The sequence below is a fragment of the Ruegeria sp. CI5 genome, assembly GCF_056536885.1.
The window spans coordinates 26347-38490 of record NZ_JBQFQN010000005.1 but is presented as its reverse complement, the minus strand read 5'-3'; the positions used below and the strand labels follow the sequence as shown (position 1 = coordinate 38490).

Genomic DNA, 12144 nt, shown 5'->3' with positions numbered 1-12144 from the left:
GACGGCATGAAACTGGTGATCGCGGGCGCGGGCAGCATCGGATGCTATTGCGGGGGGCTGCTGGCCTATGCCGGCCACCACGTCACGCTGCTGGGCCGGGCGCGGGTGCTGGACCCGATCCGGCAGAACGGGCTGACCGCGACCGACTATTCGGGCCTGCGCAAAACGATCCCCGCCGACCGTCTGACCCTGTCCGATGACCCTGCCTGCCTGTCCGACGCCGATCTGGTTCTGGTCACGGTGAAAACCGGCGCCACCGCCGAGATGGCCCGCCTGATCGCCGCGCACGCCCCGGCCGCGGCCCCGGTCATTTCGTGGCAGAACGGTATGGAAAACGCGCGCACCCTGCGCACCGCGCTGCCTGGGCGGGACGTACGCGCCGGGATGGTGCCGTTCAACGTGGTGCCTGCCGGTCCGGCCACCTGGCATCGCGCGACATCCGGCGAAATCGTGATCCAGTCCGGCCCCGGCGCGCTGGCCCGCCGCTTGTCCTCGCCCGATCTGCCCGTCACCGAAACCGACGGGATCGAGGCGGTGCAATGGGGCAAGCTGGTCATCAACCTCAACAATGCTCTGAACGCGCTGTCGGGCCTGACCCTGCGCGAACAGCTATTGAACCGCGACTGGCGCCGCCTGATGGCCGATCAGATGGCCGAGGCGCTGGCGGTTCTGGCCGCCTCCGGGCATCCCGTGGCCTCGACCACGCCGCTGCCGGCCTGGATGACGCCGCATATCCTGCGCCTGCCCACGCCGCTGTTTTCGCGCATCGCGGCGCGGATGCTGACGATCGACCCCGCCGCGCGCACCTCGATGGCCTATGATCTGGATGCCGGTCGTCCGACCGAAATTGACAGCCTGCAGGGCGAGATCATCCGTCTGGGCCGCGAAACCGGCACACCGACCCCTATCTGCGACCGGGTGGCAGCGCTGATCACGCAGGGCGAGACGGGTCCGCTGTCTCCTGATCAGATCCGCGCAGGGCTGCACGGTCCCGGCGGTTAGATCCGCAACAGCAGCTTTTTCAGCTCTGGTTCATGGACGCGTTCAGACGCCTCTTGCGGCGAGACCCACTCGCGGGTGCGTTCGTGCATTTCGGGAAATTCATCGGCCAGATCGGTGACCCGCAGCCGGTAGACCGTGGTGCAAACCGGATCGATCGCGCCGCTTTTGCGGACCTTGCCGTAGCAATAGCTGCCGACCGGCTCTGGATCGACCTCGGCGTTGCGCACGCCGGCCTCTTCCCAGGCCTCCTGCGCTGCGGCTTCGGCCCCGTTCAGCCCGTCAATCGGCCAGCCCTTGGGGATGATCCACCGCCCGGTGTCCCGGCTGGTGACCAGCAGCACCTGCGTATCGGGGCCATCGCCACGGGTGCACAGCGCCGCGAACTGCACGTGGCGCGGACGCTGAAACAGGGGTTTCAGGACCCCCTCCCAGAATTTGTGCAGCCATGTCATTGCGGGTGCCTGCCGTTTTTTTGTTGTTCTGCCTTCCAGACGGCGAGAGATATCAATCTGACAGACGGTATTCAAGCACCCCTGCGTTTGGCCCGCAGGGTCGGGTCGGCCTGGGTCGGGTCCTCGGGCCAGGGGTGCTTGGGATATTGCGCGCGCATGTCCTTGCGCACATCGGCATAGGACCCGGCCCAGAACCCCGGCAAGTCGCGGGTGATCTGGATCGGGCGTTGCGCGGGGGACAGAAGGGTGATCTTCAGCGGCTCGCCGCCCACCATCGGGTGCCGCGTGACCCCGAACATCTCTTGAAGGCGAACGGCGATTTCAGGCACCGCCTTGCCATAGTCGATCGGGACCTTGCGCCCCAGCGGCGTGACGAAGGCCGGGGGCGCGCGGCGGTCCAGTTCCTGCATCTGGTCCCAACTCAGCCGCGCCTGAAGGGCGGGCAGCAGGTCGAACCGCTTCCAATCCTCGGCACTGCGCACGCCCGTCAGCATCGGCAGCAGCCAATCCTCAAGCGTGTCCATCAGCCCGCTGTCCGAGAAATCAGGCAGGTCGACGCCCGCCGCCCGCACCAGCTCGACCCGCGCTGCCAGTCGCGCGGCCTTGCCCTCAAGACGCAGCCCCAGATCGCGCACGCCGTCCAGCATCGCGTGGGCCACGGACTCGTCGGGCACGTCCTTCCAGATGCGGGCATCCAGCACCAGCGCACCGAACCGTTCCTGCCGACGGGCCACCACCCGGCGGTCCCGTCTCGACCAGGCGCAGGTCTCAACCCATTCGATCTGGTCGGCGAACAGCGCGCGGATCTCGGCCTCGGTGATCTGCGCGGCCATGCGCAGCCGGGCCTCGCGCGGGTTGCCGTCAGTATCGATGGCCACCAGATACGGCGCCGCGGCCAGCGGATCGCCGGGGTCCATCACCACACCCTTGCCGCCCGACAGCACATAGCGCGGCGCGTCGCCCTTGCGCCGCTGGCCGACCCGGTCGGGATAGGCCAGCACGGCCATCGCCGCCGGGCTCAGCGGGTCGCCTTCGGTCTTGATCTGGCCGCGCAGCCGTTTCGCCTCGGACCGGATTCGATCCAGAACGCCGGGATTGGCGGGCCAGACCCGGTTGCGCTGATAAGTGCGCGGATCGCGTAGCGCCTCGAGCCGGAGCGACAGGTCCACCGGTGCGCCCTTCAACGGGTCGCGCTCGGCCATCAGGGCGGCAAGCGGGGCGGCTTGCGCGCCTGCCGTGATCAGCATGTGCCCCAGCCGCGGATGCAGCGGCAGACTAGCCAGTGCGCGGCCATGTTCGGTGATCCGGCCCTTGCCGTCCAGCGCGCCCAGCATCCGCAGCAGCGCGCGCGCCTCGGCCAGCGCCCCCTCGGGCGGGGGTGTCAGAAAGGCCAGATCCTGCGGCTCGGCCCCCCACAAGGCCAGTTCCAGCGCAAGGCCGGTTAGGTCGGCGGCCTCGATCTCGGCGGGTGGAAAGGCGGGGAGGGCGCCTTCCTCACCCTTCGACCACAGGCGATAGCACAGCCCTTCGGCCACGCGGCCCGCGCGGCCCGCGCGTTGGGTCGCCTCGGCGCGGGTAACGCGCTCGGTCACTAGCCGCGACATGCCCGAGCCCGGATCGAACCGCGCGCGGCGGGCCTGGCCCATGTCCACCACCACCCGGATGTCCGGAATGGTCAGCGAGGTCTCGGCGATCGAGGTGGCCAGCACCACCTTGCGCCCAGTCTCGGCCGGTGCAAGGGCGGCGCGCTGGGCGGCAAAGGGCAGGGCGCCGAACAACGGGCGGATCGCGCAATCGCCGGGCAGCCGCCCGGCTAGCGCGGCTTCGGCCCGGCGGATTTCGCCCTCGCCCGGCAGAAACACCAGAATGCCGCCGCCGGTGGCGCGGGTCTCGCGCTCGGCCTGCACCACCAGATCGACCAACGCGTCCAGCCGCCGCGCCTGCGGGCCCAGCGGGCGGTCCAGCCAGCGGGTCCGGACCGGGAAACTGCGGCCCTCGGATGTCACCAGCGGCGCGTCCATCAACCGCGCCACCGGATCGGCATCCAGCGTGGCCGACATCGCCAGCAGGATCAGGTCGTCGCGCAGCGCGCCGGCGACCTCAAGGCACAGGGCCAGCCCCAGATCGGCGTTCAAAGAGCGTTCGTGGAATTCGTCGAAGATCACCGCCCCGACGCCGGGCAGGTCGGGTTCGGATTGCAGCATCCGGGTCAGGATGCCTTCGGTCACCACCTCGATCCGGGTGGCTTTCGACACTTTCGCCTCGCCCCGCACGCGATAGCCGACGGTCTGGCCCGCGCGTTCGCCCAGTGTCTCGGCCATGCGTTCGGCGGCGGCGCGGGCGGCCAGCCGCCGCGGCTCCAGCATCACGATGCGTCCGTCGCACAAGCCGGCGTCGCGCATCGCGAGCGGCACGCGCGTGGTCTTGCCGGCGCCGGGCGGAGCCTGCAGCACGGCACGGCCACGCGTGCGCAGCGCTGCGATCAGGTCGGGCAGGGCATCGTCGATCGGTAGGCGGGTCATGCCGCCTTATCGCCAAAGCCTCGGCCAAGGTCCAGAACGCCTGCGTCAAATCCCGCGACCGGCGGTACTGGACAAACCCGGCCCATCCCCGTCATCTAGGGCAGATTTCGACGAAGGACCCCACCCATGACCACAGCCGAGCTTGCCGACAGGATCCTCAAGGGCGACCGCCGGGCGCTGGCCCGCGCGATCACCCTTGTCGAAAGCACCCGCGCCGATCACCGCGCCCAGACGGCGCAACTGCTGGAGGCGCTGTCCGGCGCCGGGCGGCAGGCGCTACGCATCGGCCTGTCGGGAACGCCGGGGGTGGGCAAATCCACCTTCATCGAAAGTTTCGGCATGATGCTGATCGGGCAGGGGTTGCGGGTGGCGGTTCTGGCGGTCGATCCCAGCTCGGCCCGGTCGGGCGGCTCGATCCTGGGCGACAAGACCCGGATGGAACGTCTCAGCCGCGAGCCGAACGCCTTCATCCGCCCCTCGCCCAGCCAGAGCCATCTGGGCGGCGTCGCCCGCCGCACGCGCGAGGCCATCGCCCTGTGCGAGGCGGCCGGGTTCGACGTGGTGCTGATCGAAACGGTGGGCGTGGGTCAGTCGGAAACCGTGGTGTCGGAAATGTCCGACCTGTTCCTGCTGCTGCTGGCCCCGGCCGGCGGGGATGAATTGCAGGGCGTCAAGCGCGGCATCATGGAGATGGCCGACATGATCCTTGTGAACAAGGCCGACGGCGACCTGAAAGCCACCGCCACCCGCACCTGCGCCGACTATGCCGGGGCGCTGCGCCTGCTGCGCAAACGCCCGCAGGACCCCGAGGGCTTTCCCAAGGCGATGACCGTTTCAGCGGTCGAAGAACACGGCTTGGACCAGGCCTGGGTCGAAATGCAGGCCCTGGCCGACTGGCGCAAACAGAACGGCCATTGGGACGCCAACCGCGCCGAACAGGCCCGCTATTGGTTCGACCAGGAGGTGCGCCATGCGCTGCTCGCCAAGCTGGAGACCCCGCAGGCCCGATCCGAGATGGACCGGCTGGGCGCCGAGGTCGGGTCGGGGCGGCTCAGCCCCTCGGTGGCGGCCGAACGGATGCTGAGGACTCTTGCATCCGGGTAACACAATTGCCCGCGCGGACAGGAAAACTTGGCGCAACGCCCAAGAGTTCTGTAGCCTGAGTGCAGGTGAAATCCTTGGTTGTGGCGCCCAGCACATAGAAAAACCGGAGCGCAGCTGGCTGGACGTGACCAAGCGGAGAAACAGGACCCGCCTCTTATGCCCGATATCTTTGGGACAAACGGCGATGACGATATCGATGTCACCAATGACAACGGTACGCTGAACGGCACCCCTCAGGGTACGCCGATCGATGATATCCGCGCGCGCGGCGGCAACGACATCATCACTGTCACCAACAGTACCATCTCTGGTAGTGTCCGTGGAAATGCCGGGATCGATACGATCACGGTGATCGGCAGCACGATCGGCGGTCAGGTAAGGGCCGGATCAGACGACGACACGGTCACGCTGCAAGGCTCGGTCATTGGCAATATCCGCCTGGGCGGCGGAAATGATGTTCTGAACTTCCGCAGCACCAGCGTGTCCGGCGATGTGCGCGGTGGCAGTGGTACCGACACGCTGAATCTGCCTGCAGGAACTGTGGTTAACGACAGCTCATTCGGGACATTCACCGTGTCTGCCGGCACCAGCTATTCGTTGACCAGCGGCAGTTTCACCCTGCCGTCGGGTATTACAGTCACCTATTCCGCATTTGAAAACGGATCCGGCGTTCCCTGCTTTACCGCTGGCACGAGCATTCTGACTGACCGCGGCCCGGTACAGGTGCAAGACCTGCGCACCGGTGACCTGATCTGTACGGCCGAGAGCGGCAACCAATCCATCCGCTGGATCGGTCGGCGCAGGTTTGATGCGATTGATCTGAGGGCCAATCCGAAACTGCGCCCAGTTCGTATTTGCGCCGGGGCTTTGGGAGCGGGGCTGCCCACGCGGGACCTGTTGGTTTCCCGCCAGCACCGCATGATGGTCGGTTCTCGCATCGCGCAACGCATGTTCGGCCAGTCTCAAGTTCTGATTCCCGCGATCAAGCTGACGGCGCTGCCGGGGATCTTCGTTGATTGCACGGTCGACAGCATCGAGTATTTCCATCTGCTGTTCGACCGGCACGAGATCCTGTTTGCCGAATCCGCGCCGACCGAAAGCCTGTATACCGGCCCCGAGGCGCTGAAATCTCTGGGACCCGCGGCAAGGACTGAAATCCTTGCGATTTTTCCGGAACTGGCTGATGAGAACCACGAATCCGAACCCGCAAGGTTGATCCCGATAAACCATCAGCAGACCCGTCTGATTGCTCGTCACCTCAAAAATCACAGGCCTTTGCTTGTTGATGTCTGAGCCGTTTCAGGACCATTTTTTGGCAAGGAAAGATTTCGCAGCTGCTGTCTTGACCCTTCCGGCGATTCCCACTAAACGCATCCAACCAGTTTTCGGGCGCGACTTCGGGTTGTGCCCCTTGTGATTTGGCTGCGGATTTATGCCCGGCCTCCAGAAACAAAGGAAGAAACCATGTCGCGCCGTTGCGAACTGACCGGAAAAGGCCCGATGACTGGCAACAATGTCAGCCACGCCAAAAACAGAACTCGTCGTCGTTTTCTGCCCAACCTGAACGACGTGACCCTGCAGTCGGAAACCCTGGGTCGTGGCGTCAAGCTGCGCATCTCGGCCGCCGCGCTGCGCTCGGTCGATCACCGTGGTGGTCTGGACGCGTTCCTGGCAAAAGCCAAGGACGAAGAGCTGTCCGCCAACGCGCTGAAAGTGAAAAAGGAAATCGCCAAGGCGCAAGCCTCGGCCTGATTTTCCCAAAGACTGTTTCGTGGCCCCTGTACACGTTGGTGCAGGGGCTTTTCGTTTGTCTTTGGATCCTCAACCAGTCTCAAGCCTGTATTTCAGGAACTGCGCGCCGGAATAGGTTTCCGGACCGACATAATGCGCGCCGATACGCCGTAGCGCAGAGAGATTGCGGCGGGACGGTGGAAGCAGAAAAGTGACATATGGAATGCGTTCATCGGCTCGGGCGAATGCGATGGCCTTGCGGGTGATGCGCATGCCCAGACCGAAGGCATCCGCCGTCAGGACCACGCCGAAATCCCATTCCCTGCCTTCACGCTGGAAGCCGCCCCAGCCGACATAGCAACCGCCGGACGTGATCGCCCAGTGCCCAAGCCCGTCGCATTCCCAGCAGGCCTCTTTTGCGTCTATGAAGGCCCGCGCCATCGCGATGTCCCAGGGCCCCGTCAGCAAAGGCAGATGCCGAGCGACGCGGGGATCAGACATGTGCCGTGCGATTTCAGCCGGCTCAATCTGCGGCAGCCTGAGGAACTGGATTTCTGTGTGCGCTTTGAGTGGCATGACCACGATCTACGCCTGAATTTCTGCCTAAACCAGAGCGTCCGGATCACTTTGCCGTTGGGCTGGTGCCGTGCGCGGTCTCGGTGCGGGAGGCAGAAGGACGCGACTGCGTGACTTTGTTCACATACAGGGTTTTGAATCTATTTTATGTATGCGGTTATTCTACGGCGGAGTGTGGTAATGTCTGCGAATACTTCAATTATTATTTCCTTCCTTTCGACTCTTCTGGTCGGGTCATTTTCCAGCTGTGCGCGGATGCAGCGGCGGGTGAACCGGCTGCATACCGGTCTCAACACCGGTCCGGATGATCGCGGAGTTCTTTGACGGTCCCGATCAAAGCAAATTCTGGGGTCGGCCGGTCAGGCCGGCCCTTTTTCCTTGGTTCGCGCCAAACTGTCTCAGCGTTCACGAAGGCACTTGCAGTCCGTTTCCGATCGGGCCTAAACCTCTGCCAAGATGACCCGATCCTATCGCCTCGTGTTGCCGTTGCTACTGTCGCTGATGCTGGTTCTGACAGGCCAGGGTATTGCGGCGTCACGAGGACTGAATACAGCGGTCGGTCAAATGGTGCTTTGCACCGGGAACGGACCTGTCGTCGTCTATATGGACGAGCACGGCCAGCCCACCAAACCACCTCATTTCTGTCCCGACTATGCGCTCAACTTGCTGGGTGCGGTTCTGGATGCCCCTCCGCCGGCACCGAAAGGGCCCGAGCGGGCAAAGTCTGACATACCGTTGCGTTCCGACAGCCTTGTTGCGGCTCCGATCCCGCAGCGACCGGCGCGCGCGCCGCCGGCCCCTGTCTGAGACCCTTCGCAATACAATCAGACAGTCAAAAAGGAGAGGCGAGATGCCCTTCAAATCAATCCTGCCCGCTATTTTCGTCGCTGCAATCATGTCCACCGCCGCCCATGCGGAAAGTGTGATCTCGGTTGAGGATGCCTACGCCCGATCCTCGGGGGCCAATGCCAAGGCTGGTGCGGCCTTCATGATGATCCGCAATTCAGGCGACACCGATGATCAACTCGTCGCTGTCAAATCCGATATCGCTGCACGAGTCGAGCTGCATACGCACAAGATCGACGACAACGGCGTGGCCAAGATGATGGAAGTCGAGGAAGGTTTTTCGATCGCCGCTGGCGAGGCGCATATGCTGCAGCGGGGCGGGGACCATGTGATGTTCATGGGGCTCAAGCAGCCGTTTGAACAGGGCGCAACCATACCCGTCACTTTGGTTTTTGAGCAGGCCGGTGAGGTCGTTGTCGAGATTCCCGTGGACCTGGAACGGAAAGACGGCCACGGGCATATGAAGCACTCGAACTGACAGCACGCCTGTCTTCGGGCCGCGATGCGGCCGTCATCCATGCGCCAGGCCGGGTCAAGCCCCGGCCTGTTCGCGTTTCAACTGCCGATCAGCGTTGTTCTTCACTTGTTGACCACGCGCATCGAAACCCGTTCTCCGGCCCGTTTGAAACGTGCGGCCATGAACAGCATGACGCCGGCAAAGGCCAAGGCGGAGACCGCGATTGCCCAGCCCAGTGCGACGACGCCGCTTCCGGGCCAGAAGATCAGCACCAGCCCGATGATAAGGGCCACGATGCCCGAGTTCCGAACGGTCGCGCGTTCGGGGTCCAGCTGATGCATCTGGCCCAGCGAAATCAGCGAGCCGATCCCGATGATCAGCGCCCAAGCGCCCAGCAGGAAGAACGTCAGACGAGCTGTGCCTTCCGGCCAGATCAAAAGGACCAGCCCAATCAAGACCGCCCCGATACCCGCGCCTCCGATCAGTCCGCGCCGACCGAAGCCAAGCAAGGTCAGACCGCCATCGAGGATCAGCAGCACCCCTACCAGCTGCAGCAGCAGTGCGATGCTGCCGGTCGGCCAGAACAGCGCGGCAATACCAACGGCCCCCGCAAGCAATCCGCGCAGCAGGAACGTCCACCACAGATCCGCAAGGGTGTCGCCCAGCGCTTCGCGGCTGTCGATGCCTTCGTCGTCAACGATTTCGCCGCGGGGGGCTTCAGGCTCGGTCATCTGTTTCTCCTGGTTCAGATTCCTTCAGCTTAGCCCAGCAGAATGATCCGTGTCACCTGCGGCCCAGCAAGTCATCGACCCAGCGTGGCACGATCTGGGTGGCGGGGCCAAGCAGCGTCTGGTCGAAGCTGGATGCACCAACCGAGGGCTCGAGGTTCAATTCGACCGTCCGTGCGCCCGCAGCTATGGCTTCGTGCACGAAGGCCACAGCCGGGTAGACTTGGCCAGAGGTTCCGATGGCGGCGAATATCCCGGCCTGTGCCAGATGGTCGTAAATCTGATCCATGTGGTAAGGCATTTCGCCGAACCACACGATGTCGGGTCGGGCGGTTGCCGCGCGGCAGGCGGGGCACGGTTCGCCCACGGACATTTCCGCTGGCGCAGTCCAGCGATGCCCGCAAGAGGCGCACAGCGCGCCTGACAGGGTGCCGTGCATGTGGATAACCCCGGTCGCACCTCCGGCTTCGTGCAGGCTGTCCACGTTCTGCGTTACGATCACCACTTCTCCTGGCCAGTCGCGCTGTAGCCGGGCCAGTGCTGTGTGGGCTGCATTTGGGTCGGCACCACCCGCCTGCGTCCGGCGCGCGTTGTAGAAGTCATGAACAAGGGCAGGGTTTCGGGCAAAACCTTCGGGTGTCGCTACGTCTTCGATCCGGTGCTGGGCCCACAATCCGCCTTCATCGCGAAAGGTGCCCAATCCGCTTTCCGCCGAAATCCCGGCTCCGGTCAAAATCACGATCTTTTCCATTCGCCCTCCACACGTTAAACCCGAGCCAAGTCACAGCGTATCCTGTTTGTCTGCCTCGGCAACATCTGCCGTTCCCCTGCTGCCGAAGGTGTTTTCCGTGTCAGGGCGCCTCATCATGCCTGTGACAGTGCCGGAACGTCCGACTGGCATGTCGGGGATCCACCCTATGCGCCGATGCAACACGCGGCTCGCAACCGAGGGGTGGAGCTGAGCGATCTGCGCGCGCGCCAGTTTGCAGTGTCTGATTTCGACAGGTTTGACCTGATCATCGGGATGGACAGCGAAAATCTCGCCAAGATCGAGGCTTTGCGCCCGGCCGACAATCCTACGCCCGTACGCTTGCTGACCGAATTTGCGCCCCACACCGGCGCCGATCATGTGCCCGACCCCTACTATACCCGGGATTTCGACGGGGCGCTGGACCTCATCGAAGCCGCCGTGGATGGGTTGGTGGCATATCTGGACGGCTAGCCGCCGATCACCTTCAACTGTCCGGACAACCAGGGCAGCCGGGCAAGGGCTGGTTCGATCATCTGGCTTTGCATCAAACGGCGCGTCATGCCCGCGACTTCGCGCGGAACCTGATCTGACCAGTCAGACCGCGTGAACAGGGAAATAGTGCGCGAGAACTCTCCGAACGGAGCCGGGTAGACATCCATGCCTTCGTGGAAGCGGGCTGCCCGCATGTATCCCAACGGCGTGGTGATCGCCCAGCCAAGGCCACGCGCGACCATCGCCATCAGGGCCAAGTGCGACCCGATCTCGAACCGCTCTTCGAACTGCAGCTGTTGCCGCGCCAGGTGGCTTTCGATTTGCCGGCTGATCAACTGTTCCCGCGCATAGCGCAGAAAGGGCAGGGTCTCCAAAGCAGCATCTACGCCCCCGTTGGTCACACCGCCCTTCGGCGCGACCAGAATGAAAGGATCCTGGACCAAAGGGTACTCCACCACGCCTTCCAGCACCTCGCCGCTATGGGCAGAGACCGCCAGATGCAGGCGTTGCGAAGCCAGCGCCTCAAAGATTTCGAGGCTGGGGAGGGTTATGAGTTTGAACTTGGAGCGTGTCAGGCTGTCGGCCAGCAACGTGGCAAGGCGCGGGGTCAAGTCATTGTCGAAATCGTCGATCAGGCCGATCGAAAGCGTGCTCAGATGACCCAGGTCCATGACCGACAGCTCGCTTTGGGCCATCTGCAACTCGGCCAATACAGATTCGGCCCGCGCCAGAAAGCTGCGCCCGGCTTGGGTCAGGCGCATGGGTCTGCGCCCGTGATCCACCAGGTCCGTGCCCAGAGCATTCTCGAGATTGCGCAACTGCTGGCTGACCGATGGCTGGCTGAGCCCGGTAATCTCGGCAGCCTGCGCCACCGAACCGGTCCGCGCCAAGGCCTCGAACACTTCGAGACCGCGCAGGGTCAACCCTTTCGTCACCATATGATTTCCCTTTCACTGCGCCATTACTGAGGCGCAGGGCGGGTCAGGTCAAGGATCGCGGTCAGCGTCAGCTGCAGATCGCCTGTGCCATGCGGCCAAAGTTCTGATACCGCTCCCACAGCGCGTCATCGCGGGCGGATTTTGACATCTTCAGCTCTTGGGCCTGATGCGGGTCGGTGAACCACTTGGCCACGGTTTTCTGGTCTTTGTTGGTCAAAGCCTGATCTGCCACCCGCTGGATGCACTTGCACCTGTCGCGTGTCGCAGCCGAACGGTCGGACGCCAAACATGCACGTTTGATCTGCGCCGCTTCGGTCATGGCCGGGGCCAAAGTGGTCAGCGACGTGGCGCATAGCGCGATAATGAGGAACTGTTTCATGCTCATGCCTCGTTTTGCCTGCCCGGAGGAGTCTTGTGTCCCTCTCGGCTTGCGGCGCAGTATCGTCCAAGTTTTCCTGCCGTTCAACAATTTGCTTTCAGAAACTCCGTACCTGAGTCGAAAGTGCCGCGGTTGGCACTAAGGTCGGCCGTGGCATGACCTTCGA

General features: G+C 64.1%; 13 protein-coding genes. 6 read left to right on the top strand and 7 right to left on the bottom strand.

Annotation, left to right across the window (positions count from 1 at the left end; all coding sequences use genetic code 11):
- The first annotated feature begins 6 nt into the window (after positions 1-6).
- Entirely contained in the window at positions 7-1002 is a 996-nt protein-coding gene (locus ACR0BA_RS14935; RefSeq protein ID WP_480728686.1) for a 2-dehydropantoate 2-reductase, read from the top strand.
- Here ACR0BA_RS14935 and ACR0BA_RS14930 read toward each other — a convergent pair.
- Positions 999-1454, bottom strand: coding sequence for an NUDIX hydrolase (locus ACR0BA_RS14930; protein ID WP_170370855.1), 456 nt, complete (start codon positions 1452-1454; stop codon positions 999-1001). The two genes, ACR0BA_RS14935 and ACR0BA_RS14930, sit on opposite strands and share 4 nt — an antisense overlap.
- 71 nt (positions 1455-1525) lie before the next feature.
- Complete coding sequence (gene hrpB / locus ACR0BA_RS14925; protein ID WP_480728684.1) at positions 1526-3976, bottom strand: ATP-dependent helicase HrpB; 2451 nt, start codon at positions 3974-3976, stop codon at positions 1526-1528.
- A gap of 126 nt (positions 3977-4102) precedes the next feature.
- On the opposite strand from hrpB, the gene meaB reads away from it, so the two are divergent.
- The 3 genes from meaB (at position 4103) to rpmB (ending at position 6832) form a co-directional block, all read left to right on the top strand.
- A complete protein-coding gene (gene meaB, locus ACR0BA_RS14920) occupies positions 4103-5080 on the top strand; it encodes a methylmalonyl Co-A mutase-associated GTPase MeaB (RefSeq protein WP_480728682.1) in 978 nt (325 codons plus the stop codon).
- Between the two features lie 156 nt (positions 5081-5236).
- Complete coding sequence (locus tag ACR0BA_RS14915; protein ID WP_170441610.1) at positions 5237-6373, top strand: Hint domain-containing protein; 1137 nt, start codon at positions 5237-5239, stop codon at positions 6371-6373.
- Between the two features lie 171 nt (positions 6374-6544).
- The gene (gene rpmB, locus ACR0BA_RS14910) at positions 6545-6832 is read left to right on the top strand and encodes a 50S ribosomal protein L28 (protein WP_039532366.1); all 288 of its coding nucleotides are present in this window, start codon (positions 6545-6547) and stop codon (positions 6830-6832) included.
- A gap of 69 nt (positions 6833-6901) precedes the next feature.
- Here the strand turns inward: rpmB and ACR0BA_RS14905 are convergent, their stop codons facing one another.
- Positions 6902-7387: a GNAT family N-acetyltransferase gene (locus tag ACR0BA_RS14905; protein ID WP_480728680.1), complete on the bottom strand. Its 486-nt coding sequence runs from the start codon at positions 7385-7387 to the stop codon at positions 6902-6904.
- A gap of 850 nt (positions 7388-8237) precedes the next feature.
- On the opposite strand from ACR0BA_RS14905, the gene ACR0BA_RS14900 reads away from it, so the two are divergent.
- Positions 8238-8711 (top strand): copper chaperone PCu(A)C, encoded by a 474-nt coding sequence (locus ACR0BA_RS14900; RefSeq protein WP_480728678.1) that lies wholly within the window; start codon positions 8238-8240, stop codon positions 8709-8711.
- Between the two features lie 101 nt (positions 8712-8812).
- Here ACR0BA_RS14900 and ACR0BA_RS14895 read toward each other — a convergent pair whose 3' ends face one another.
- A complete protein-coding gene (locus ACR0BA_RS14895) occupies positions 8813-9421 on the bottom strand; it encodes an HdeD family acid-resistance protein (protein WP_480728677.1) in 609 nt (202 codons plus the stop codon).
- Positions 9422-9473: 52 nt separating this feature from the next.
- Positions 9474-10169, bottom strand: a complete 696-nt coding sequence (locus tag ACR0BA_RS14890) for an NAD-dependent deacylase (RefSeq protein WP_480728676.1) — start codon at positions 10167-10169, stop codon at positions 9474-9476.
- Positions 10170-10208: 39 nt separating this feature from the next.
- Here ACR0BA_RS14890 and ACR0BA_RS14885 point away from each other — a divergent pair, with 39 nt between their 5' ends.
- Entirely contained in the window at positions 10209-10640 is a 432-nt protein-coding gene (locus ACR0BA_RS14885; protein ID WP_480728918.1) for a low molecular weight protein-tyrosine-phosphatase, read from the top strand.
- On the opposite strand, the gene ACR0BA_RS14880 is transcribed toward ACR0BA_RS14885, so the two are convergent.
- Positions 10637-11599 (bottom strand): LysR family transcriptional regulator, encoded by a 963-nt coding sequence (locus ACR0BA_RS14880; protein ID WP_260063358.1) that lies wholly within the window; start codon positions 11597-11599, stop codon positions 10637-10639. The two genes, ACR0BA_RS14885 and ACR0BA_RS14880, sit on opposite strands and share 4 nt — an antisense overlap.
- 67 nt (positions 11600-11666) lie before the next feature.
- Positions 11667-11978, bottom strand: coding sequence for a hypothetical protein (locus ACR0BA_RS14875; RefSeq protein WP_093962696.1), 312 nt, complete (start codon positions 11976-11978; stop codon positions 11667-11669).
- Positions 11979-12144 lie beyond the last annotated feature (166 nt).

Bases quoted from the DNA above. Each gene is read 5' to 3' on its own strand.
- ACR0BA_RS14935 (WP_480728686.1), top strand. From the start codon at position 7: ATGAAACTGGTGATCGCGGGCGCGGGCAGCATCGGATGCTATTGCGGG.
- ACR0BA_RS14930 (WP_170370855.1), bottom strand. From the start codon at position 1,454: ATGACATGGCTGCACAAATTCTGGGAGGGGGTCCTGAAACCCCTGTTT.
- hrpB (WP_480728684.1), bottom strand. From the start codon at position 3,976: ATGACCCGCCTACCGATCGACGATGCCCTGCCCGACCTGATCGCAGCG.
- meaB (WP_480728682.1), top strand. From the start codon at position 4,103: ATGACCACAGCCGAGCTTGCCGACAGGATCCTCAAGGGCGACCGCCGG.
- ACR0BA_RS14915 (WP_170441610.1), top strand. From the start codon at position 5,237: ATGCCCGATATCTTTGGGACAAACGGCGATGACGATATCGATGTCACC.
- rpmB (WP_039532366.1), top strand. From the start codon at position 6,545: ATGTCGCGCCGTTGCGAACTGACCGGAAAAGGCCCGATGACTGGCAAC.
- ACR0BA_RS14905 (WP_480728680.1), bottom strand. From the start codon at position 7,387: ATGCCACTCAAAGCGCACACAGAAATCCAGTTCCTCAGGCTGCCGCAG.
- ACR0BA_RS14900 (WP_480728678.1), top strand. From the start codon at position 8,238: ATGCCCTTCAAATCAATCCTGCCCGCTATTTTCGTCGCTGCAATCATG.
- ACR0BA_RS14895 (WP_480728677.1), bottom strand. From the start codon at position 9,421: ATGACCGAGCCTGAAGCCCCCCGCGGCGAAATCGTTGACGACGAAGGC.
- ACR0BA_RS14890 (WP_480728676.1), bottom strand. From the start codon at position 10,169: ATGGAAAAGATCGTGATTTTGACCGGAGCCGGGATTTCGGCGGAAAGC.
- ACR0BA_RS14880 (WP_260063358.1), bottom strand. From the start codon at position 11,599: ATGGTGACGAAAGGGTTGACCCTGCGCGGTCTCGAAGTGTTCGAGGCC.
- ACR0BA_RS14875 (WP_093962696.1), bottom strand. From the start codon at position 11,978: ATGAAACAGTTCCTCATTATCGCGCTATGCGCCACGTCGCTGACCACT.